The sequence below is a fragment of the Phosphitispora sp. TUW77 genome (assembly GCF_048453025.1).
Classification (GTDB): domain Bacteria; phylum Bacillota; class Thermincolia; order Thermincolales; family UBA2595; genus Phosphitispora.
In genome coordinates this window covers 1566951-1586895 of sequence record NZ_CP156677.1, presented here as the reverse complement: position 1 = coordinate 1586895, position 19945 = coordinate 1566951, and the positions used below count along the sequence as shown (strand labels likewise).

At 43.3% G+C, this 19945-nt stretch carries 17 protein-coding genes and 3 pseudogenes; all 20 read left to right on the top strand.

The window, feature by feature from the left end:
- The first annotated feature begins 15 nt into the window (after positions 1–15).
- Positions 16–417, top strand: coding sequence for a secondary thiamine-phosphate synthase enzyme YjbQ (locus tag ABFY19_RS07490; RefSeq protein WP_418790034.1), 402 nt, complete (start codon positions 16–18; stop codon positions 415–417).
- Between the two features lie 354 nt (positions 418–771).
- Positions 772–3720 carry a helicase C-terminal domain-containing protein gene (locus ABFY19_RS07485; RefSeq protein ID WP_418790033.1) on the top strand — a complete coding sequence of 983 codons (2949 nt, stop codon included), beginning with the start codon at positions 772–774 and terminating at the stop codon, positions 3718–3720.
- Between the two features lie 70 nt (positions 3721–3790).
- Positions 3791–4435: a phosphatidylserine decarboxylase family protein gene (locus ABFY19_RS07480; RefSeq protein WP_418790032.1), complete on the top strand. Its 645-nt coding sequence runs from the start codon at positions 3791–3793 to the stop codon at positions 4433–4435.
- On the top strand, positions 4425–4934 hold the full coding sequence (gene pssA, locus ABFY19_RS07475) for a CDP-diacylglycerol--serine O-phosphatidyltransferase (RefSeq protein WP_418790031.1): 510 nt from the start codon (positions 4425–4427) through the stop codon (positions 4932–4934). Before ABFY19_RS07480 ends, pssA begins: the two co-directional genes overlap by 11 nt.
- Before the next feature lie 539 nt (positions 4935–5473).
- A complete protein-coding gene (locus ABFY19_RS07470; RefSeq protein ID WP_418790030.1) occupies positions 5474–6064 on the top strand; it encodes a 4Fe-4S dicluster domain-containing protein in 591 nt (196 codons plus the stop codon).
- Positions 6065–6928: a CoB--CoM heterodisulfide reductase iron-sulfur subunit B family protein gene (locus ABFY19_RS07465; protein WP_418790029.1), complete on the top strand. Its 864-nt coding sequence runs from the start codon at positions 6065–6067 to the stop codon at positions 6926–6928. It abuts the gene before it with no gap.
- Positions 6929–6969: 41 nt separating this feature from the next.
- Positions 6970–7854: pseudogene (locus ABFY19_RS07460) on the top strand (FAD-dependent oxidoreductase); the annotation flags it as partial.
- Between the two features lie 101 nt (positions 7855–7955).
- Positions 7956–9836, top strand: coding sequence for a formate dehydrogenase subunit alpha (gene fdhF, locus ABFY19_RS07455; RefSeq protein WP_418790028.1), 1881 nt, complete (start codon positions 7956–7958; stop codon positions 9834–9836).
- 84 nt (positions 9837–9920) lie between these two features.
- Positions 9921–10406: an NADH-quinone oxidoreductase subunit NuoE gene (nuoE, locus tag ABFY19_RS07450; protein ID WP_418790027.1), complete on the top strand. Its 486-nt coding sequence runs from the start codon at positions 9921–9923 to the stop codon at positions 10404–10406.
- A 54-nt stretch (positions 10407–10460) separates the two neighbouring features.
- A complete protein-coding gene (locus ABFY19_RS07445; RefSeq protein WP_418790026.1) occupies positions 10461–10826 on the top strand; it encodes a (2Fe-2S) ferredoxin domain-containing protein in 366 nt (121 codons plus the stop codon).
- A 28-nt stretch (positions 10827–10854) separates the two neighbouring features.
- Positions 10855–12648, top strand: coding sequence for an NADH-ubiquinone oxidoreductase-F iron-sulfur binding region domain-containing protein (locus ABFY19_RS07440; protein WP_418790025.1), 1794 nt, complete (start codon positions 10855–10857; stop codon positions 12646–12648).
- A 14-nt stretch (positions 12649–12662) separates the two neighbouring features.
- Positions 12663–13631: a 2Fe-2S iron-sulfur cluster-binding protein gene (locus tag ABFY19_RS07435; protein ID WP_418790024.1), complete on the top strand. Its 969-nt coding sequence runs from the start codon at positions 12663–12665 to the stop codon at positions 13629–13631.
- Positions 13616–13927, top strand: a pseudogene (locus ABFY19_RS07430) (2Fe-2S iron-sulfur cluster-binding protein); the annotation flags it as partial. The gene ABFY19_RS07435 and the pseudogene ABFY19_RS07430, both read left to right, overlap by 16 nt.
- A 57-nt stretch (positions 13928–13984) precedes the next feature.
- Positions 13985–15082, top strand: a pseudogene (locus ABFY19_RS07425) (4Fe-4S dicluster domain-containing protein); the annotation flags it as partial.
- Positions 15073–15510 carry a hydrogenase iron-sulfur subunit gene (locus ABFY19_RS07420; RefSeq protein WP_418790023.1) on the top strand — a complete coding sequence of 146 codons (438 nt, stop codon included), beginning with the start codon at positions 15073–15075 and terminating at the stop codon, positions 15508–15510. The pseudogene ABFY19_RS07425 and the gene ABFY19_RS07420, both read left to right, overlap by 10 nt.
- Before the next feature lie 17 nt (positions 15511–15527).
- Positions 15528–16490 (top strand): 4Fe-4S dicluster domain-containing protein, encoded by a 963-nt coding sequence (locus tag ABFY19_RS07415; protein WP_418790022.1) that lies wholly within the window; start codon positions 15528–15530, stop codon positions 16488–16490.
- 19 nt (positions 16491–16509) lie between these two features.
- Positions 16510–17532 (top strand): 4Fe-4S dicluster domain-containing protein, encoded by a 1023-nt coding sequence (locus ABFY19_RS07410; RefSeq protein WP_418790021.1) that lies wholly within the window; start codon positions 16510–16512, stop codon positions 17530–17532.
- A 1-nt stretch (position 17533) separates the two neighbouring features.
- The gene (locus tag ABFY19_RS07405; RefSeq protein ID WP_418790020.1) at positions 17534–18394 is read left to right on the top strand and encodes an FAD/NAD(P)-binding protein; all 861 of its coding nucleotides are present in this window, start codon (positions 17534–17536) and stop codon (positions 18392–18394) included.
- Between the two features lie 183 nt (positions 18395–18577).
- Positions 18578–18736 (top strand): hypothetical protein, encoded by a 159-nt coding sequence (locus ABFY19_RS07400; RefSeq protein ID WP_418790019.1) that lies wholly within the window; start codon positions 18578–18580, stop codon positions 18734–18736.
- 91 nt (positions 18737–18827) lie between these two features.
- The gene (locus ABFY19_RS07395; protein ID WP_418790018.1) at positions 18828–19910 is read left to right on the top strand and encodes a two-component system sensor histidine kinase NtrB; all 1083 of its coding nucleotides are present in this window, start codon (positions 18828–18830) and stop codon (positions 19908–19910) included.
- Positions 19911–19945 lie beyond the last annotated feature (35 nt).

The following is a 19945-nucleotide window of genomic DNA, read 5'->3' as shown; positions in this document are numbered from 1 at the left end:
GGATGGAGGTGCCTTATGGGCTATTTGGAAATAAGGGTTGCAACATGCAGTCATTCACAGATGATTAATATAACCGGACAGGTCAGGGATATCGTCTCTGAATCTGGTATTATGTCAGGGGTATGTTATATCTACATTCCACATACAACTGCTGGAATCACTATTAATGAAAATGCTGATCCTGATGTAGTATCTGATATAATATATGAGACAGCGAAAATTGTGCCATGGAACAATAGTTACAAGCATATGGAAGGCAATTCCGCAGCACATCTGAAAGCAAGTATGATGGGATTTTCACAGGCGGTTTTTGTAGATGACGGGAAACTTGTTTTAGGAACATGGCAGGGCATATTTCTGTGTGAATTTGATGGCCCGAGAAACAGAAGGGTGTTAGTTAAAATTATCGAGGGATGAAAAAAATGTGACTGTACCTAAGGGTACAGCCGCAGAGAATAGGGAGAGGAGTTTTTGGTAAGAATTGCAAACTAACAATACATTGATATTAACAGTTTTTTAATAATTATTCTACAATCCCTCTCCTAATTGTAAAAAGTTAAAGGTTAATGGTTCTTTTATACAAATCCCTTGTGCTTAGACCATATTTTTTATCAATTTGTTTCTGCTGATGATGTTAAACCCATAAAACCAACCATTTATTTTGATATATAACCGTTTAACTTATATTTGATGTCCGTTTAGCTGTAAATATCATTAGTTTAATTTGGGGAAACACTGAAATCATAGAGAGTGAAACAGGGAGAAAAAATAATGACAGATACATATATTTTCCTTGATATTGAAACAACCGGACTGAATCCAGAAACCGATGAAATTATTGAAATTGGTGCAATAGCTGTCAGGCGGGGCAAGGTTGTAGATAGGTATCATACACTGTTGAACCCGGGGAGAAAACTCCCTGTTAAGATTATAACTATGACGGGTCTTACCGACGATATGTTAAGAGATGCCCCGATATTTTCGGAGGAAGCAGAAAAGTTGTTGAGCTTCATTGGAGAATCCCCAATCTTTGGTCATAACATCTCTTTTGATATCAGTTTCCTGCAACAGAAAACCGGCTTTCTTTTATTAAATCCCTGTTTTGATACTATAGACCTGGTTCAGGTTGTCCTGCCAGGGGCTGAAAGTTACCGCCTGGAAACTGTCAAGCAGCTTTTGGGAGTAGACAGAATCGTATCTCACAGGGCTTTAGATGATGCAGAAGCAGCGTGGGAAACGTTTCAAAAATGCATAGAAATTTTTAACTGTCTGGATAATGAAGTTCTTTTTAAGGTAATTCAAGTCCTCAGGAAACATCAAACTACTTTTGCAAAAACATTAAATCAGCAGATTACAGAAGCTGTGACTAGGTTTCCGAACACAAAAAAAGCAGTTCCAGAACAATTGTTTAATTTACCAGACCATGCAAATGAGGGGCTGGATATTGGCGGTTTGGAAGAATACCTTAAACCCGAAGGGATTTTTGCACAGATTAACCCAAAATTCAGGTACCGGCAAGGTCAGGCGGATATGCTGAAAACTGTATCCGAAGGGTTTCGGGAAGATAAGCATATTGTAATAGAAGCCGGCACCGGGACCGGAAAATCTTTGGCATACTTGCTGCCTGCTGTTGTATGGGCCTTGACAGACCAAACAAAAGTAGTTGTATCTACTCATACAATTAATTTACAAGAACAATTGCTTCATAAAGACCTTCCTCAAATAAGGGATATAGCCGGAATTAATTTTAAAGCAGCACTGGTTAAAGGCAGGAATAATTACATTTGCATCAGGCGTTGGGAGGAAATGCTAAAAAGTGCTGCAGATTCTGGTGATATTGGCAGTGATAACAAATTTAATCACAGAGAAGCTGTTTTTTGCCTTAAAATACTTGTTTGGCTTACTATGACAGTTTCTGGTGAAAGGTCTGAACTGAATTTTTCCCCTGACCAGGTCAGGTACTGGAACGAAATAAACTCTGAACAGGATTACTGTATTGGTCCCGGTTGCCGGTGGTATGCCAGGCGCTGTTTTGTAAACAGAGCAAGAAAGCAGGCTGAAAGTGCAGACCTGTTGGTAGTTAATCATTCTCTGCTGCTGGCTGATATAAAGGTACAGAATAAGCTGCTGCCTTCTTACGAGTACCTTGTAATCGACGAAGCTCACCACCTGGAAGACAGTGCCACACAACAACTGGGGTGGACAGTTAGCTTCACTGCTCTTAAGTCTGTTATTTTGTCTGTAAACAGGAGTTTTGTAATGGGTGGAAAACCAGGTCTTTTGTTTTTGTTGAGACAAGTTTCCCAAACTTATTCCTGGAAATTCAGTGATTCTGTTGCGAAGCTGGAAGAGTTCATTGCTGATGCCAAGGAATTGGTTAGTAAGAACATTAATTCAATTAATGAAATAGAAGAATTTTTCATATACTGGGTAAGCCGCAATTATGATGAAAACCATGATAATACCTGCCGGGTTTTCAGAATAAAGCAGCATCACAGAGAGGATGCGTCATGGAAGGCTTATGAAAGTATAAAGGAAAATTACATATTTCGGACTTCTTTACTGGAAAAATTACTGGGAAAAATTTCGGGGTTATTGTATAAAGAGGATGAAGAAGAAGAATGTAAAGAATTTATTTCCATGATTAAGGATATTGAGTATCAGCGCGCTTTTCTGAGAGAAGTGATTTCTCAAATAAACTTATTCTATGACGGTGAAACAAATTCGGTGCACTGGGTGGAAGTACAAAGAGGAGAAAAAACGGAAGTAAGGTTCTGCAGTGCACCGATTTCGGTTAGCAAGATGCTGAGTGAAAATCTTTTTCTTACTAAAAAGAGTATTCTCTTAACCTCGGCAACAATAAGCATTGATGGGAAATTTGATCATTTTATGGAGCGGACCGGTCTCTCTCTGATGCCAGAAGAAAAGGTGATTACTCGTCTTATTCAATCTCCTTTTGTCTATGAGCGTCAGTCACTCCTGTGTGTTGTTAGAGATATTCCTGAACCATCATCTGTATGTGATGCTGAATATATCCACTTTATTAATCCCATAATAAGAGATATTGCAAAGATATTCCGGGGCAGGACACTTGTCTTGTTTACTTCACATAAAATGCTCCGGGAATCATATTATAAACTGCATACTGAACTGGAATCAGAGGGTATTAAGATTCTGGGGCATCGTATTGACGGCGGGCGGACCAGACTGGCGAACGAATTCAGGAAGAATCCCTGCTGTGTCTTATACGGTTCCGGTAGTTTCTGGGAAGGTATTGACTTGCCGGGAGATATGCTGCAATGTGTTATCATTGTCAGGCTTCCGTTTTTGCCGCCTAATTCGCCGATTGTTGAGGCCCGGACAGAGGAGCTAGTCAAAGAAAACAGGGATCCGTTTCTTGGTTTTACTGTACCTGAAGCTGTTATTCAGCTTAAGCAGGGGTTTGGACGTCTTATCAGAACGGAAGAGGACGAGGGAGTAGTTGTTGTTCTTGACCGCAGGCTGGTCGAAAAAAGATATGGGCGGAAATTCCTCGATTCCCTGCCAATAAAGAATCATATAAAGGGAGACACCCCCACTGTTCTGCAGAAGATATCTGATTGGCATACCGGTGAGCGAACCGATTTTCAGACCCTGAATTTTCTGGAAAATGCCAGTGATGTTAACAAACAACTTGAAGTCCTGCGACGGAAGAGAACATGTGATGGTGAATCCATATAAAATACTTTTATTATTTTTGAAAAGGTGGTAAAATGTAATAAGTTAATTTTCGCAGGAGGTTTTTGGTCACATGAAACAGAGCTTTTTTATAGTAAGTGACGCATTACCTTATCTTGTTGGCTTAGGAATATTGACAGCACTTGCCTTTTATATTTTCCCGCCGCTTGCTCTAATCCCGGGAATTTTGCTGCTGTTTGTGGCCTTCTTTTTTAGGAATCCCAAAAGGCGGATACCTGAAGATGAAAAGGTTTTGGTATCTCCTGCTGACGGCATCATCATGGATGTTTCGGAGATTTACGAAGATAAGTTTATGAAGAGCAAGGCATTAAAAGTTACCATATTTTTGTCGGTTTTTAATGTACACCTTAACCGGTCCCCTATCAGTGGAACTGTCAAATACCGCAGTTATAGAGCAGGCAAGATGATTCCCGCTTTTAAGAGCCATGCTTCCGACATTAATGAAAAGAACTATGTTGGAATAGAAAATGATAACCTTAAAGTAATGGTAACTCAGATTACAGGCTTTATTGCACGGCGTATCGTTTGCTGGGTCGAATTAAACCAAACACTGTCAAAGGGCGACCTTTTTGGCCTTATTAAATTTGGCTCATGTACGGAGCTGATTGTGCCTGTAGATGTCCAGATTCTAATTACCAAAGGACAGAAAGTTATTGGAGGAGAAACGGTTATTGGGAGGCTAAAAAATGAACTTTAAATTTATTCCCAGCCTGTTTACTTTATCCAACTTGTTACTTGGAATAACCTCACTAATTTTTACCATGGAGAATGAATATATAATTTCAGCATCCATGATTTTGCTTGCTATGATTCTTGATGCTATGGACGGACGGGTAGCCAGGAGACTTAATGCAACATCGACTTTCGGGAAAGAACTTGATTCATTGGCAGACTTGGTTTCTTTTGGTGTTGCACCGGCTATTCTTGTCTATGCTCTTAAACTGAAACCATTTGGCATTGTAGGCTTGATAGTATGTGTTGCTTTTGCCCTTTGTGGCGCTATAAGATTGGCTAGATTTAATGTACTAAATATTTCAGGACATTTTATAGGTGTTCCCATAACCGCCGCCGGAAGTCTGGTGGCTCTTATTGTGCTTGTTGGTCATAGGGTATTTATCCCGCCAATGGTTTTCCCCGTGCTAATGATAATTCTGTCATATTTGATGGTAAGCAAGATTAAGGTTCCTAAATACTAAAATCGCATTTTGCTTAACAGAGAGGGTTATTAGACAAAAATTCAGGCTGCAGAAAACCGTGTGAGGCGATACCCGGTTTTCACAGCCTCATAGGTGAAATAACTGCTAATTAAATATTTTAATCAATGCTTTCCTGATAAATTGCGGAAGTTTGATAAAGTAAACGCGCAAAATTTCTCACCCCTTTATAATTCCGAATCTGTAATTATATTATGAAAAACATCCGGAATAGTGAATGTCCTATTTGAAAGTTCCTCAAGAGAAATATTTTGAAGGTTCTTTTTTTGTGGCAAAAATTACAGTGACTGCAGTTTCTCCAATTTTATTTAATTTTCGAAAAATTTTTTAATGGGAAAAAGGAATTGTAGGGCTTACATAGAATAAAATTATACAGGACGTATTGTGCTATTTTAGCAACGATCGTTTGCTAAATTTTTCACATGAAAATTTATTTTAAAATTTAGTTACCTTATTAAGGAGGTGTTGGAATCGTCCATTGCTTATATTTGTTTATACTTCTGACAAAGAGGGGTTGAGTGATGAGTTCTATGTTAAATTTATCAGCACAACAAAAAGAACATGGCGATTTTGCAGACAGGATTTTTGAGGAATGTGGTGTTGATGTCCGGAGGTGCTACCAGTGTGGGAAGTGTTCAGCCGGCTGTTCGGTTCATATCTGTAAAGGCATGGGTGTTTCTCCGAATCGTATTATGCGTATGGTTCAGCTTGGGATGGAAGATGAAGTTCTGAGAACAAGGAGCATCTGGGCATGTGTCTTGTGTTCTACCTGTACGGCCCGCTGTCCCAGGGATATAGACATTCCCAGAGTTATGGATACACTCCGCATAATGGCAAAAAAACGCGGTATTACCGAAGGTTTTAACAATGCCAGTGTATTCCATGAGATTTTCATGAATTCTATTATTAAATATGGGCGAGTATACGAAGCCGGTTTATTGGTAGCTCTCAAATTAAAACAGTCAGGAACTATGTTCGATGACTTGCCAATAGGTATTCCTGCAATTATAAATGTTGCTTTCAGATTGCCCAAGCTTCCGCCAAGGATGAAGAATTCGAATCAAATCCGCAAAGTTGTCGAAAATTGCAAAAAGATTGAAGGTGAAAGCTAGATGAGATACGCTTATTACCCCGGTTGTTCACTTCATTCAATGGAAAAATCCTATGACCGTTCAGTGAAAGCAGTTTGTAAGCATCTTGGAGTCGAATTATGGGAAATTCCGGACTGGGTTTGCTGTGGCGCCAGTTCAGGTCATAGTATGGGACATCTTGTAGGCCTGGCTATACCCGCAAAATCGTTGGTAAAGGCCGAAAAAGAGGGCTTGGATGTTCTTGCTCCCTGTGCCGCATGCTGGCAGAGAATGGTTTGGGTTAATCATGAAGTTAAGAGTGACCCTAAAATGAAGGATAAAATAAGCAAGGCTATTGAGGAAGAAATTAATGGTACCAGCAAAATATTTTCTATAATTGATGGTCTTGCCGCCATAGGGTTGGATAAAGTTGCCCAGGCTGTTAAAAAGCCGTTAAATGGCTTAAAAGTTGCCTCGTATTATGGTTGTTACTATGTTAAACCACCTAAAGTTGCCCATGTTGATGACCCGGAAAACCCGCATTTAATGGATGATATGATGAAAGCAATAGGAGCCGAAGCCGTTGACTGGCCATTTAAAACCGAATGCTGTGGTACTTCAATGATTTTTCAGGATGTTGGGGTCACAGTTTCTATGAGTAAAAAGATTGTTGAAATGGCTGATAAGGCAGGAGCAGATGTAATTGTTACCGCCTGTCCGGTATGTGAGATGAATCTTGATATGCGGATGGAACAAATAAATAAGCAATTTAATACCAATTACAAAATTCCGGTGGTTTATTTTACAGAGTTAATGGCTTACGCTATGGGGTCGGCTCCGCAGGAAATTGGTCTTGACAGCGGACACTGTACCGATACCAAATCATTGTTGGCTAAAATCAGCTAGATTTTAACTAATAAAATCTTACTTTATGGGGAGCGATGCAAATGAAGAGAATTGGGGTGTTTCTTTGCTGGTGTGGCACCAACATCGGGGGAGTAGTAGATGTTCCCAAAGTGGCGGAATATATCAGAACACTTCCTGGTGTAGCCCTTGTCCAGGAGAATAAGTATACTTGTTCGGAACCTGGGCAGGCAGCCATGGTTAAGGCCATCAAAGAATACAAAATCAATGCAGTGGTAGTTGCTTCTTGCTCACCGCGGATGCATCTACCAACTTTCCAGAAAACAGCTCAAACTGCAGGCTTGAACCCTTATTTGGTTGAAATGGCTAACCTTAGGGAGCACTGCGCCTGGGTTCATATTGCTGAACCTGAGAATGCAACTCAAAAGGCCATGGAACTGGTTCGTAAGACTGTTGCTAAGGCAGCCAAACTGGAACCATTATTTGAGAGCTATATCCCGGTTACCAAGCGTGCGCTTGTGATTGGCGGCGGTATTGCAGGTATTCAAGCAGCTCTAGACATTGCCGATGCAGGCCACAAGGTAGTTCTTGTGGAGAAGGAAGCTACAATTGGCGGAAGGATGGCACAGCTTGACAAAACATTTCCAACCCTTGACTGCGGCGCCTGAATTCTCACGCCAAAGATGGTTGCTGCGGCGCAGCATCCTAATATTACGCTTCACACCTATTCTGAAGTTAGTTCAGTGGGTGGCTATATAGGTAATTTTGATGTAGCCATCAAAAAGAGAGCTAAGCGTGTTGATTACACTAAGTGTACTGGTTGTGGTATTTGTGAAGAAAATTGCATTACCAACAATATAATCAGTGAATTCGATGAAGGTTTGGGTCAACGGACTGTAATATTCAAGCCTTTTGCCCAGGCAGTGCCTAACAAGCCGGTTATTGATAAAAATTCTTGTAGGATGCTTAAAAAGACCGTTTATGCAGGGGAAAAGATCAATTTACCGATGGACGAATCCAGTGATGTAATTTTCAGGGATGGAATAAGTGCATACTCTGCGGTAAATGTGTGCGTGTTTGTGCCGAAATAGTCGGCCGGAATGTGGTCGATTTTATATCCCGTGGTTTCAATACAAATGTTAGCCCAGCCCTTCAACTGGGCCTTGGCGACAAAGAAGCCGGTTGTATAAACTGCGGCAGCTGTGTGGCTGTTTGTCCGGTGGGTGCTCTGACAGAGAAAAGCATGATGGGTATAGCCCGTGCATACGAAGTTACTAAAGTTAAGACAACTTGTTCATATTGTGGCTGTGGGTGTAATTTTGACCTTAATGTTAAAGATGGAAAGATTGTGGGTGTATCCTCAAATCTGACCAGTGAGGTAAATGGACGGCATCTTTGTGTTAATGGCCGTTTCGGCTATGATTTCATCCATAGTTCCGACCGCCTGGTGCAGCCCTTGATTAAAAAAGATGGCGATTTTGTTGAGGTTTCTTGGGAAGAAGCCATCAGCTATGTTGCTTCCAGGCTGAAAGAAATTAAGGAGACAAATGGCAGTGAAGCTACGGGTGTACTAACTTCCGCCCGTTGCACCAATGAGGAAAACTACCTAATGAACAAATTGGCTCGGGTAGCTTTGGGAACCAATAATATAGACCACTCCGCGCGTCTCGAACACTCAGCTGCTGTTGCCGGTCTGGCAACTGCATTTGGGAGTGGTGCAATGACCAATTCCATTGGGGAAATTAAAGAATGTGATTATTTATTTGTGATTGGGTCCACTACCCATGAAACTCACCACATTGTCAGCCTTGAAATGAGAAAGGCTGTCAAAAATGGGGCAAAACTGGTGGTAGCTCATCCCGAAAAAACAGAAATAACCGAGTTTGCTGATGTACATGTTTCCCTGATGCCGGGGGGCAATATTCCGCTTCTTAATGCAATGTGTAATGTAATCATTGCTGAAGGACTTTATGATAAGGAATTTGTAGCTAACCGGACCGAAGGCTTTGATGAACTGAAGTCAGCTGTGGAAAACTTTACTCCCGAAGCCTATGCCGGTATAATCGGTATTCCGGCAGAAACCATCAGGGAAATTGCCCGCGGCTTTGCCACGGCAAAAAGTGCGGCAATCTTCTATACAGATGGGATTACCCAGCATACCTCTGGTGCTGACAATGTTCTGGCTGTTGCCAACCTGGCAATGCTGACAGGTCAAATCGGGAAATCCGGCAGTGGTGTATATCCTCTGAGGGGCCAGAACAATGTCCAGGGCGCCTGCGATATGGGAGCGTTGCCTGATGTATTCCCCGGATACCAGAGTGTTGCTGTTTCTGAAAACGTTGATAAATTCACTAAACTTTGGGGGGTTCCACAGTCAGACAAAGTTGGTTTCACTGCTGCTGAGATGATGGATGCAGCCCAAAATGGTGACCTTAAAGCGCTGTACATCCTTGGTGAGAATTCTAAGCTCAGTGCCCCTGATATTAATTATGTTAAACAGGCTTTAGAAAACTTGGAATTCCTGGTTGTTCAGGACATTTTCCTGACCGAGACCGCAAAATTAGCCGATGTGGTTCTTCCCGGAGCCAGTTTTGCTGAAAAAGACGGTACCTTCTCTAATACAGAACGTCGTGTCCAGCGTGTGCGTAAAGCAATTGAGCCCCTGGCAGGCAAAGCTGACTGGCAAATTATTTCAGAAGTTCTTACTGCAATGGGATATACCCATGAATACGGCAGTTCTTCGGAAATATTTGACGAATCGGCCAGGGTTATCCCGCAGTATGCCGGCATATCCTATGACCGCCTTGAGGAAACCGGCATTCAGTGGCCGTGCCCTAACTCGGAACATCCGGGCACAGTTTACCTGCATGAGGGCAAATTTGCTCGCGGCCAGGGCAAGTTTACCGGATTAGATTATGAGCCTCCGGCAGAAGCGTTATTAAAGTCTTAAAACATATAACATAACTAATAAATAAGACCAAAAAATAGAGCCCTTAAAATAAATGAAAGATTTAAGGAAGGAGGTAAAGAAATCATGTGTCAGTGTGAATGTCAGGAAACCAAATCAAATGAAGCCCTTGAACTGGATAAGGTGTTTGCTAAGTACGAGGGTAAAAAAGGAGCCTTAATCCCTGTTTTACAAGCGGCTCAAGATATTTATGGATACTTGCCTGCAGAGGTGCTTAAGGAAATTTCGTCAAGGCTGCGGATTCCTGTGAGCAAGGTTTACGGTGTTGTTACTTTTTATGCCCAGTTCCACCTGAACCCCAGAGGCCGTAATATAATCCGGGTATGCCTTGGAACTGCCTGCCATGTCCGTGGTGGTTCTAAAATAGCGGAAGCAGTGACTAAAGCGGTTGGGATTAAGGATGGTGAGACAACCGAAGACCTCAGGTATACCTTTGAGTCTGTAGCTTGTTTGGGTGCCTGCGGTCTGGCTCCTGTTATGATGGTTAATGATGATACTCATGGCCGCTTAACTCCGGATAAGGTCGCAGCTTTGCTGGAAGAGTACAAGTAAAACGGAATAATTCTATTATTAAAATAAACCTAATATATAAGGAGGTGACCCTAGGTGATTAAAAGCGCCGAAGACCTTAAACGCCTAAAAGAAGAAGTTAAGGCATTGACCAGCATTCGTGGCGGTCAAGGTGTTGAAATAATTGTCCGGATGGGAACCTGTGGCATTGCTGCCGGTGCGAGGGAAGTAACGAGCGCCATCCTGGAAGAACTGAATAAGCATAACTTAGCTGATATACGACTTACTCAGACCGGCTGTACCGGTAAGTGTGAAAAAGAGGTCCTGGTAGACGTAGTTCGCCCGGGGGAAAAGATTATTACTTACGGGAAAGTCAAGCCACAGGATATAACCAGAATAGTCAGTTCCCATATTATTAATGGACAGATAGTTGAAGACCTTGTAGTTGCCAAGTCTAATTAAATTTTTGCAGAGAGGAGGTAATTTTAAAATGCAGTTATATCGCGCTCACTTACTGGTTTGCGGCGGCACAGGCTGTGTGTCTTCAGGCTCAAAAAAGATACAGGATGCCATAGTTGACGAACTTGCCAAGCAGAAGCTGGACCAGGAAATAAAAGTTGTTGAAACCGGATGCCATGGTTTTTGCGAAATGGGTCCGATTGTTATAGTTTACCCTGAAGGTACTTTTTACTGCCAGGTACAGGCAAATGATATCCCGGAGATAATATCCGAGCACCTGATCAAGGGCCGTATAGTACAGAGGCTGTTATTTAAAGCCCCTGTTACCGAGGAACAGGTACCTTCTTATAAAGATATTGCTTTTTACAAAAAGCAGCATAGGATAGCCCTCAGGAACTGCGGGCATATTGACCCCGAATATATTCAGGAATATATAGCCAAGAATGGTTATGAGGGTCTTGCCAAGGCTTTGACTACCTTGACTCCTGAGCAGGTTATTGAGGAAATGAAAAAATCAGGTCTGAGGGGTCGTGGGGGCGGAGGTTTCTCGACCGGCCTCAAATGGCAATTTGCATCCAAATCTCCCGGGCCTAAGAAATATATTATCTGTAATGCTGACGAAGGCGACCCGGGAGCATTTATGGACCGTAGTGTCCTTGAGGGTGACCCCCATAGTGTACTAGAAGGTATGCTAATAGCGGCTTATGCCATTGGTGCTGATGAAGGTTACATTTACGTCCGTGCCGAATACCCGCTTGCTATTAAACGTTTGAAGGTGGCTATTGCCCAGGCTGAAGAGATGGGACTCTTGGGTGACAACATTTTAGGTACCGGCTTCAGTTGCCGGATACAAATTAAAGAGGGTGCCGGAGCCTTCGTGTGTGGTGAAGAGACAGCCCTGATGGCATCCATAGAGGGTTCCCGCGGGATGCCGAACCCGAGACCGCCATTCCCGGCTGTTAAAGGTTTATGGGAAAAACCGTCAAACATCAACAATGTTGAAACATATGCCAATGTACCGATTATTCTCCTTGATGGTGCTGATAAGTATGCCAGTCTGGGGACGGAAAACAGTAAAGGTACCAAGGTATTCGCCCTTACAGGAAAACTGAGGAACACCGGTTTGGCCGAAGTTCCCATGGGTATTTCCCTGAGGGAAATCATATTTGATATCGGCGGCGGAATCATGGATGATAAGAAGTTCAAGGCTGTCCAGATAGGCGGTCCGTCAGGCGGATGTATCCCCGAACAGCACCTGGATACACCTGTTGATTATGATTCCCTGATAGCCCTTGGAGCTATGATGGGTTCCGGCGGTCTGGTGGTCATGGACGAAACTTCCTGTATGGTAGATGTGGCCAGGTTCTTTCTTAACTTTACCCAAAAAGAGTCCTGCGGCAAATGTACTCCATGTCGTGAAGGTACCAAAAGGATGCTGGAAATTCTTGAAAAAATCTGTGACGGCAAGGGCGTCCCTGAAGACATAACCACCCTGCAGACTCTGGGAGCAGTTATTAAGAAGACCGCTCTCTGCGGCTTGGGGCAGACAGCGCCCAATCCCGTTCTGGCTACTCTCAGATATTTCCGTGATGAATATGATGCCCATATAAATGATAAGAAGTGCCCTGCAGGAGTTTGCACCGCACTGCTGGAATACAAGATTATTGCTGAAAGTTGTAAAGGCTGCGGAGCTTGTGCCCGTGTCTGCCCGGCGGACGCAATCACTGGTGAGAAAAAACAACCTTATGTAATCGATATTTCTAAGTGTATCAAATGTGGCAGTTGTATCGAAAAATGCAAATTTAACGCTATCGTTAAAGGTTAGAGGGAGGCTTGATTATGGCCAGTGTTACTTTAACCATAAACGGGCAAAAGGCTATCGTGCCTTCAGGAATTACAGTCCTGGAAGCAGCGGAAATGTGCGGTTATTCCGTACCTACTTTCTGCCATGAAAAGGACCTGACTGCTCCTGGAGCCTGCCGGATATGTGTGGTTGAAATAAAGGGTTGGAGAAACCTGCCTCCATCATGTGTGACAACTGTTGCCGAGGGAATGGAAGTAGAGACTGAGTCTCCTGCGGTTATCGAGGCTAGGAAGACAATTCTTGAGCTGCTGGTTGCCAATCACCCGTTAGATTGTATGACGTGTGAGAAAAGCGGAAACTGCAAGCTTCAGGATTATGCCTATCGTTATGGAGTGAGCAGTCCGACTCCGTATGAAGGTGAGAAAAAGCAATTTGCGGTTGATGACAGCAATCCGTACATTTACAGAGATTCTAACAAGTGTATCCTTTGCGGCAAATGTGTATCCACATGTAAGGCTGTTGCTGATAGAAGTATAATTGACTATGCCTTCAGGGGATTTAACACAAAGATTGCCACATTTATGGATACTGATCTGAAGGACTCCTCTTGTGTCTACTGCAACCGCTGTGTTGCCATCTGTCCGGTCGGAGCGCTTACCGACCGAAACATGATGGGCAAAGGACGAATCTGGGAGTATGAAAAGGATGAAGTTACCTGTACCTTCTGTGATTCCGGCTGCAAGTTTGATGTTAACTACAAAAATGGAGAGGTAATTGGTGTCACAGCCAAAAACCCTTCTGCAGGAAGGCCGCTTTGTCTGAAAGGGCGGCTGGGGACCGAGTTTATAAAGAACCCGGATCGAACAGACCTGCCGCTGGTTAACAAGAATGGAGAATTTATCCCGGTATCATGGGAAGAAGCCCTTGGTATTGCTCCGATTGTGGAGAAAATCAATACACTAAAATGTAGGAAGGAGAGGGAGCTTAAATGTCTATCAACGTAACCCTTACCATAGACGGTCAAAAGGTAACGGTGCCAGCGGGGACAACCGTACTGGAAGCTGCTCAGCAGCTTGGATTAGATATCCCGACATTTTGTCATGACCCTGAGTTGTCTAAGCCCGGAGCCTGCCGGATATGTGTGGTTGAAATAAAGGGTATGCGCAATCTGGCACCTTCATGTGTGACTGCAGTTGCTGAGGGTATGGAAGTGCAAACCGAATCAGAAGCCGTAGTGGAAGCCAGGCGGACTATCCTGGAGCTGCTTCTGGCCAAACATCCGCATGACTGTGTAAACTGTCAGGATTTTGGTGACTGTCTGCTGGCTGAATATGCATACAGATACGGACTTATTGATGGCAGATGCGGGGTTTGTGCTAAAGTTTGCCCGACCAAGGCAATAGATTTCGAGGAAGAGGACGAAGTGATAACCGAAAGTTTCGGAGCTATTATTATGGCTACGGGTTATGACCTGATTAAATGGGGCGAATATTATCCTGAATATGGTGGGGGAACTATTCCGGATGTCATTGACGGCATGCAGTTTGAGCGGCTGGTTAATGCCGGAGGCCCCACCGGAGGTAAAATAAAGCGGCCCTCAGATGGTACGGTTCCTAAGACAGTAGTATTTATTAAGTGTGTAGGCTCAAGGGATACTCTCAAGGCTAAGGAATACTGTTCCAGGGCCTGCTGTATGTACACTGCCAAGCATGCTCATCAGGTACGCGAAAAAATACAGGGTTCCGATGTCTACATCTTCTACATGGATGTACGTACTCCGGGTAAGCTGTATGACGAATTCTACATGCGGACCAGGGAGCAGGATGGGGCAAAATATATCCGCGGTCAGGTATCAAAAATATACCAGGATGGCAGCAAACTGATAGTACGCGGTGAAGATACCCTTATCGGCGCGAGTGTTGAGGTTGAGGCTGATATGGTAGTTGTAGAGACTGCCATGGTGCCTCGTGAGGATGCTATTCAGTTAGCTCAAACCGTTGGCTTTTCATATGACAAAGATGGCTGGTATACCGAAGCTCACCCGAAACTCCGACCGGTGGAAACAAATACCGGGGGCGTATTCCTTGCGGGATGCTGTCAAGGACCAAAAGATGTTCCTGATACTGTATCTCAGGCAAGTGCTGCAGCGGCTAAGGTTGTTGCTATGTTCTCCAAAGACCAGATGGCTACTAACCCGCAGATTGCATCAGTTAATGAAGCAACTTGTGTAGGGTGTCTATTATGTAAGCCAATTTGTCCGTACAAGGCTATTGAAGCCAAAGAAATTCAAGAAAGGGTCCATGGCGAAACCATAATACGTACAGTTGCCAGCGTAAACTCAGGTCTTTGCCAGGGATGCGGGGCCTGTACCGCAGAATGCCGTTCCGGTTCCGTTAACCTTAAAGGTTTCACCAATCTACAATTACTTGCGGAGGTGGATGCTGCATGTCTGTAAACGAAAAAGACCTGTCAAATTGGCAGCCAAAGATACTTGGTTTTGCATGCAACTGGTGCAGCTATGCAGGCGCGGACGTTTGCGGTGTAAGCCGTTTTCAGCATCCTGCAACCATGAGGGTTGTCCGCGTTCCCTGTTCCGGGCGTGTTAACCCGCACTTTGTACTGAGGGCATTTCAGAGGGGGATTGACGGTGTCCTAGTAGGTGGTTGACACCCGGGTGATTGTCACTATGTTAGTGGCAATTATTTCACCAGGAGAAGGTTCTTGGTCCTGAAACGCCTCCTGGAATATGTTGGATATGAACCTGGTCGTTTTAATGCACGCTGGATCTCCGGTTCGGAAGGGCAAAAATGGGCTGATACAACTAAGGAAATGACTGAACAGATTAAAGCCCTTGGTCCGAACAAGAGATTTGCAAAAGAATAAGGAGATGAGGTGTGCTTATGAATAAAGTAACCGAAAATCTTAGAAAAACAGCAGCCAAGTTATTACAGGACCAGGAAGTAAAAATGGTGATAGGGTATGGTGCCGGCTCTGAGGCGGTACGAACCCAGCCGTTATTTATCACATCCCCTGAAGATGCTGAAAAAATGGTGTGGAACCCATTTTGTGCTAATGGCTTAACTAAATATTTGTCTGATTTGAAGGGTTTTGACGGCAAGATTGCGGTTGTGGTCAAAGGCTGTGATTCCCGCAGTATTTACAGACTGACCCAAGACAATATTATTCCACGGGATAAAGTAGTTGTGCTTGGAGTTCCCTGTGCCGGACAGATGTCATATCAGAAGCTGGCAGCTAAAATGGATGTTACCGGTCAGCTTACTGATGTTGAAGAAAAAGGCGATAACCTGGAAATTAAAACCTCAAAAGGTAATTTTACCGTCAAAAAGAGTGATGTGCTGCTTGACAAGTGTTTGACCTGTGAGAACCATAACCCGGTTGTAGCTGACCAGTTATTAGGTGATGAGATAAATATTGCCCCTAAACCGGATGATTATGATGAAGTCAAGAACTTTGAAGCCAAGTCAGCTGACGAGAAAGCCAAGTTCTGGTTGTCTCATTTTGAACGCTGTATCCGCTGTTATGCATGCCGGAACACTTGTCCCGGATGTACCTGCAGGGAATGTGTCTTTGATGACATTAAGCCTAATTGGGTTGGCAAAGAAATCAATGTTTCTGAAAATGAACTTTTCCACCTGACCAGGGCAATGCACCTTGCCGGACGTTGTGTTGACTGCGGTGAGTGTGACCGGGTATGCCCAATGGATATCCCTATTAGGTTGTTGAACAAGAAATTGCTTAAAGACTGCAAGGAATTATTTGAAATGGCAACTCCGGGTTCATCTGAAGAGGGCGGTTCCATACTTGGTCAATACCGCCAAGAAGACCCCGAAGAATTCATGTAGGATGGAGAGGTGATAACAGATGGCGAATAAATCCATAAAAAAGGACCAGGTGAAGAACCTGCTTGACAAGCTCGCTCAGAGCAACCAGCTCATCGCCCCCATCCAAAGTGAAGGGATAACCCTGTTTAAACCTGTTAAATCGGGCGAAGGCGTAGTGCTGGATTACCAGAATGCTCTGGTGCCGCCAAAAGATTTTTTCTTCCCCCAGAGTGAGAAGATGTTCACTTATGATATCAGTGACCCCTCTTGGGCTATCACACCTGTAGAGGGAGTTCCCAACAGGGTGTTGTTTGGGGCCCGGCCTTGTGATGTTAAGAGCATCCTGCTTCTTGACAAGGTGTTTGACGCTGAGTTCAGGGATGACTATTACCTTGATAAGCGAAACAAAACCACAATTGTGGCCTTGAGCTGCAATGATGCCAGGCATACATGCTTCTGCAGTGCATTTGGGGTTTCACCAGGTGAGGCTGAGGGAGCGGATATCCTCCTAACTGACCTTGGTGACAGGTACCTGGCAGAAGTGCTGACAGAAAAGGGTGAGGCTCTTGTATCATCCTGTGCCAATCTGTTTACTGATGATGACGGTAAGGGCCCTGCTGCCAAAGAAAAGGCAATCGCTCCTGCCAAAGACAAGCAGCTTCAGATAAGCTTAGAAGGTGTTAAAGAAAAACTCGACAACATGTTTGATCACCCCATTTGGGATACCGAATCTCTTAGGTGTATCGGCTGCGGGACATGTACCTTTTTTTGCCCTACCTGTCATTGTTTCGATATTGTCGACTTTAACAACCAGAGCTCTGTAGGATACAGATACCGCTGCGCAGACTCCTGTCAGTTTGCCAACTTCACCAGGGCAGCAGGTGGACATCAGCCGCGTCCCAGCAAGAAGGAGCGGACCAGGCAGCGTTTCATGCATAAACTAAGGTATTTCGTAGACCGTTACGGTGATTTTGGTTGTGTAGGCTGTGGCCGTTGTCTTGAGAAATGCCCTGTCAACCTCGATATTGCACAAATTATCAATAAAGTAAAGGAGGTTGACTAATATGTCCTGTGAATGCAATACCAGGGAAGTAAAAGCTCCGCTGTTACCTAAAATAGCAACTATTCAAAAGATAATTGATGAAAATGAAAACATTAAAACATTTCAGGTTACTTTTGACGAAGAAGGAGTTTTAGAGAATTTCGGGAACCAGCCTGGCAACTGTGGCATGCTGTCTATTTTAGGAGTTGGTGAAATTATGATTTCAATCACTTCTTCACCGACCAGAAAAGGATTTTTGGAGTTCTCTATTGCAAATGTAGGAAGGGTAACCAGTGTTATCCACCAATTAGATGTGGGTGGAAAGATAGCAATTCGCGGCCCATATGGCAACAATTTTCCATTTGAAGAGATGAAAGGCAAGAACTGTCTATTTGTCGCCGGTGGTATTGGTCTGGCTCCGCTGCGTTCCCTGATTGACTATGTTCTGGATAACCGTGATGACTATGGGCGGGTTGACATCGTCTATGGCGCCAGGACTTACGACCTCTTGTGCTTCAAGTATGATATTTTTGACAAGTGGCCGAAGATTAAGGATACTCATGTCCACATTACCTTGGATGCGAAAGACCCTAAATGGGATGGACGCATAGGATTTATCACTCAGGATTGGCTTCAAGAAATTGTGCCAAATATTGAAAATACCGTTCCGGTAACGTGTGGTCCGCCAATAATGATTAAAATCCAGTTAGGCAATTTCCAGAAGATGGGCTGGAAGCCTGAAGAAATAATTACAACCTTGGAAATGAACATGAGATGTGGTGTTGGTAAATGCGGCCGCTGCAATATTGGTGAAAAATATATTTGTGTTGATGGACCGGTGTTTAATCTGTCTCAGATCAACCAATTGCCACCAGAGTATTAATTTACAGTTCATTTTTAATCTGGACAGGGGTAGATGTGTTCCGGAAGGCGGTGTCTGTCGTCCGTCCGGCCCACGACCCGCAAAGCGGGAGTGGATGCCGGCGGAGATCTAGCCCGCCGAAGGAATATTTCTACCCCTGTCTTAATATCAATAATATAAAACTTATTGGCGGAGGTTGCACAATTGGGCAAAGTTAATGTACGGGCCTTATCCAAACAAATGGTTTCCCCAGCTTCATTTAGTAGGAATAGAAGGGTACGGTTTAGGCTTTACCTGGGTATTGTAATGTTTGTTTCGGGAGTAGGGATAATAGCAGCCGGACTCATTTTAAGGGGCATTTAAAAAATGTATTTTTAAAAGTTGCCAAGTGTTAGAAGGAAATTTTGACAGGGAAGTCGAAAAACAAAGTATTAAAAAATTCGGAGGTAAACTAATGACCTCTCAATGGCCCCAGAACCAGTATAATAAAAAGAAATACTTTGCCGAACAATATGTAGATAACTCTGATTCTGCTATTATAGCAATAGACATAGATGAAATAGTGGTTATTTATAATCAGACTGCTGAAGACATAATGGGTATACCGGCAGATGAGGTCCTGGGAAAGCAATTTTGTGAACTTCAGGAACGAAAATTAGGAACTCAGGATAGTATTCTGCTAAATACTTTGCGTATCGGAAGACCATACAGTCATGTTGAGGCAAATATCGAAACTCCCTTGGGGGTTATGAATGTAATGGCATTTACAACGCTGGTCAAAGACAAAAATGACAACGTGATTGGCGGGATTTTGAGCATAAGGGATGTCACTGGTCAGAAACAGCTTGAAGAAAAAGTTGTTAAAGCAGAAAAATTTTCAGTTATCGGGGAGCTTGCGGCAGGAATTGCTCATGAGGTGAGAAACCCTCTTACATCTATTAAAGGGTTCCTCCAACTATTGGCACAGCGTTTTCCAAAGACTGATCAGGTTCAGCAGTATATCAATATAATGCTTGATGAAATTTCAAGAATCAATTATATTATATCTGAATTTTTGCTGCTGGCTAGGCCGACGGTTCCGATTAAAAGGACTACAGGAATTCATAATACCTTAGATGAGATTGTTCTTTTGACTGAGGGAGAATTATATATAAAGAACATTAAATTAATAAAGGAGTATGATCATAATTGTCCAACAGTTAAAGTTGATGTGGAACAGATAAAACAGGTATTCTTAAACTTGGTTACCAATGCTATAGCTGCGATGCCGGAAAAGGGCAGCCTTACTATAAGAACAGTGTACGATAGGTTCGAAAACGCTATTAGAATTTATTTTAGCGATACCGGGATTGGCATAGATCATTCAATCATAGATAGTATTTTTGACCCCTTTTTCACTACCAAGGAGGAGGGAACAGGCTTAGGCCTTACGGTATCATACCGGATTATCGAAAACCATGGTGGTAAAATTGAAGTTCAAAGCAGGCCGGGAGAAGGAACCAGCTTTATTGTGACAATTCCTGCATATAGGCAATAATTTATATGATTCTTATTAATAAAAAACCGGAGGAG

Excerpts from the sequence above, each read along its gene's own strand:
- nuoE (WP_418790027.1), top strand. The coding sequence starts at position 9,921 with ATGTGTCAGTGTGAATGTCAGGAAACCAAATCAAATGAAGCCCTTGAA.
- ABFY19_RS07485 (WP_418790033.1), top strand. The coding sequence starts at position 772 with ATGACAGATACATATATTTTCCTTGATATTGAAACAACCGGACTGAAT.
- ABFY19_RS07470 (WP_418790030.1), top strand. The coding sequence starts at position 5,474 with ATGAGTTCTATGTTAAATTTATCAGCACAACAAAAAGAACATGGCGAT.
- ABFY19_RS07395 (WP_418790018.1), top strand. The coding sequence starts at position 18,828 with ATGACCTCTCAATGGCCCCAGAACCAGTATAATAAAAAGAAATACTTT.
- ABFY19_RS07405 (WP_418790020.1), top strand. The coding sequence starts at position 17,534 with ATGTCCTGTGAATGCAATACCAGGGAAGTAAAAGCTCCGCTGTTACCT.
- ABFY19_RS07465 (WP_418790029.1), top strand. The coding sequence starts at position 6,065 with ATGAGATACGCTTATTACCCCGGTTGTTCACTTCATTCAATGGAAAAA.
- pssA (WP_418790031.1), top strand. The coding sequence starts at position 4,425 with ATGAACTTTAAATTTATTCCCAGCCTGTTTACTTTATCCAACTTGTTA.
- ABFY19_RS07435 (WP_418790024.1), top strand. The coding sequence starts at position 12,663 with ATGGCCAGTGTTACTTTAACCATAAACGGGCAAAAGGCTATCGTGCCT.
- ABFY19_RS07480 (WP_418790032.1), top strand. The coding sequence starts at position 3,791 with ATGAAACAGAGCTTTTTTATAGTAAGTGACGCATTACCTTATCTTGTT.
- ABFY19_RS07410 (WP_418790021.1), top strand. The coding sequence starts at position 16,510 with ATGGCGAATAAATCCATAAAAAAGGACCAGGTGAAGAACCTGCTTGAC.
- ABFY19_RS07440 (WP_418790025.1), top strand. The coding sequence starts at position 10,855 with ATGCAGTTATATCGCGCTCACTTACTGGTTTGCGGCGGCACAGGCTGT.
- ABFY19_RS07415 (WP_418790022.1), top strand. The coding sequence starts at position 15,528 with ATGAATAAAGTAACCGAAAATCTTAGAAAAACAGCAGCCAAGTTATTA.
- ABFY19_RS07490 (WP_418790034.1), top strand. The coding sequence starts at position 16 with ATGGGCTATTTGGAAATAAGGGTTGCAACATGCAGTCATTCACAGATG.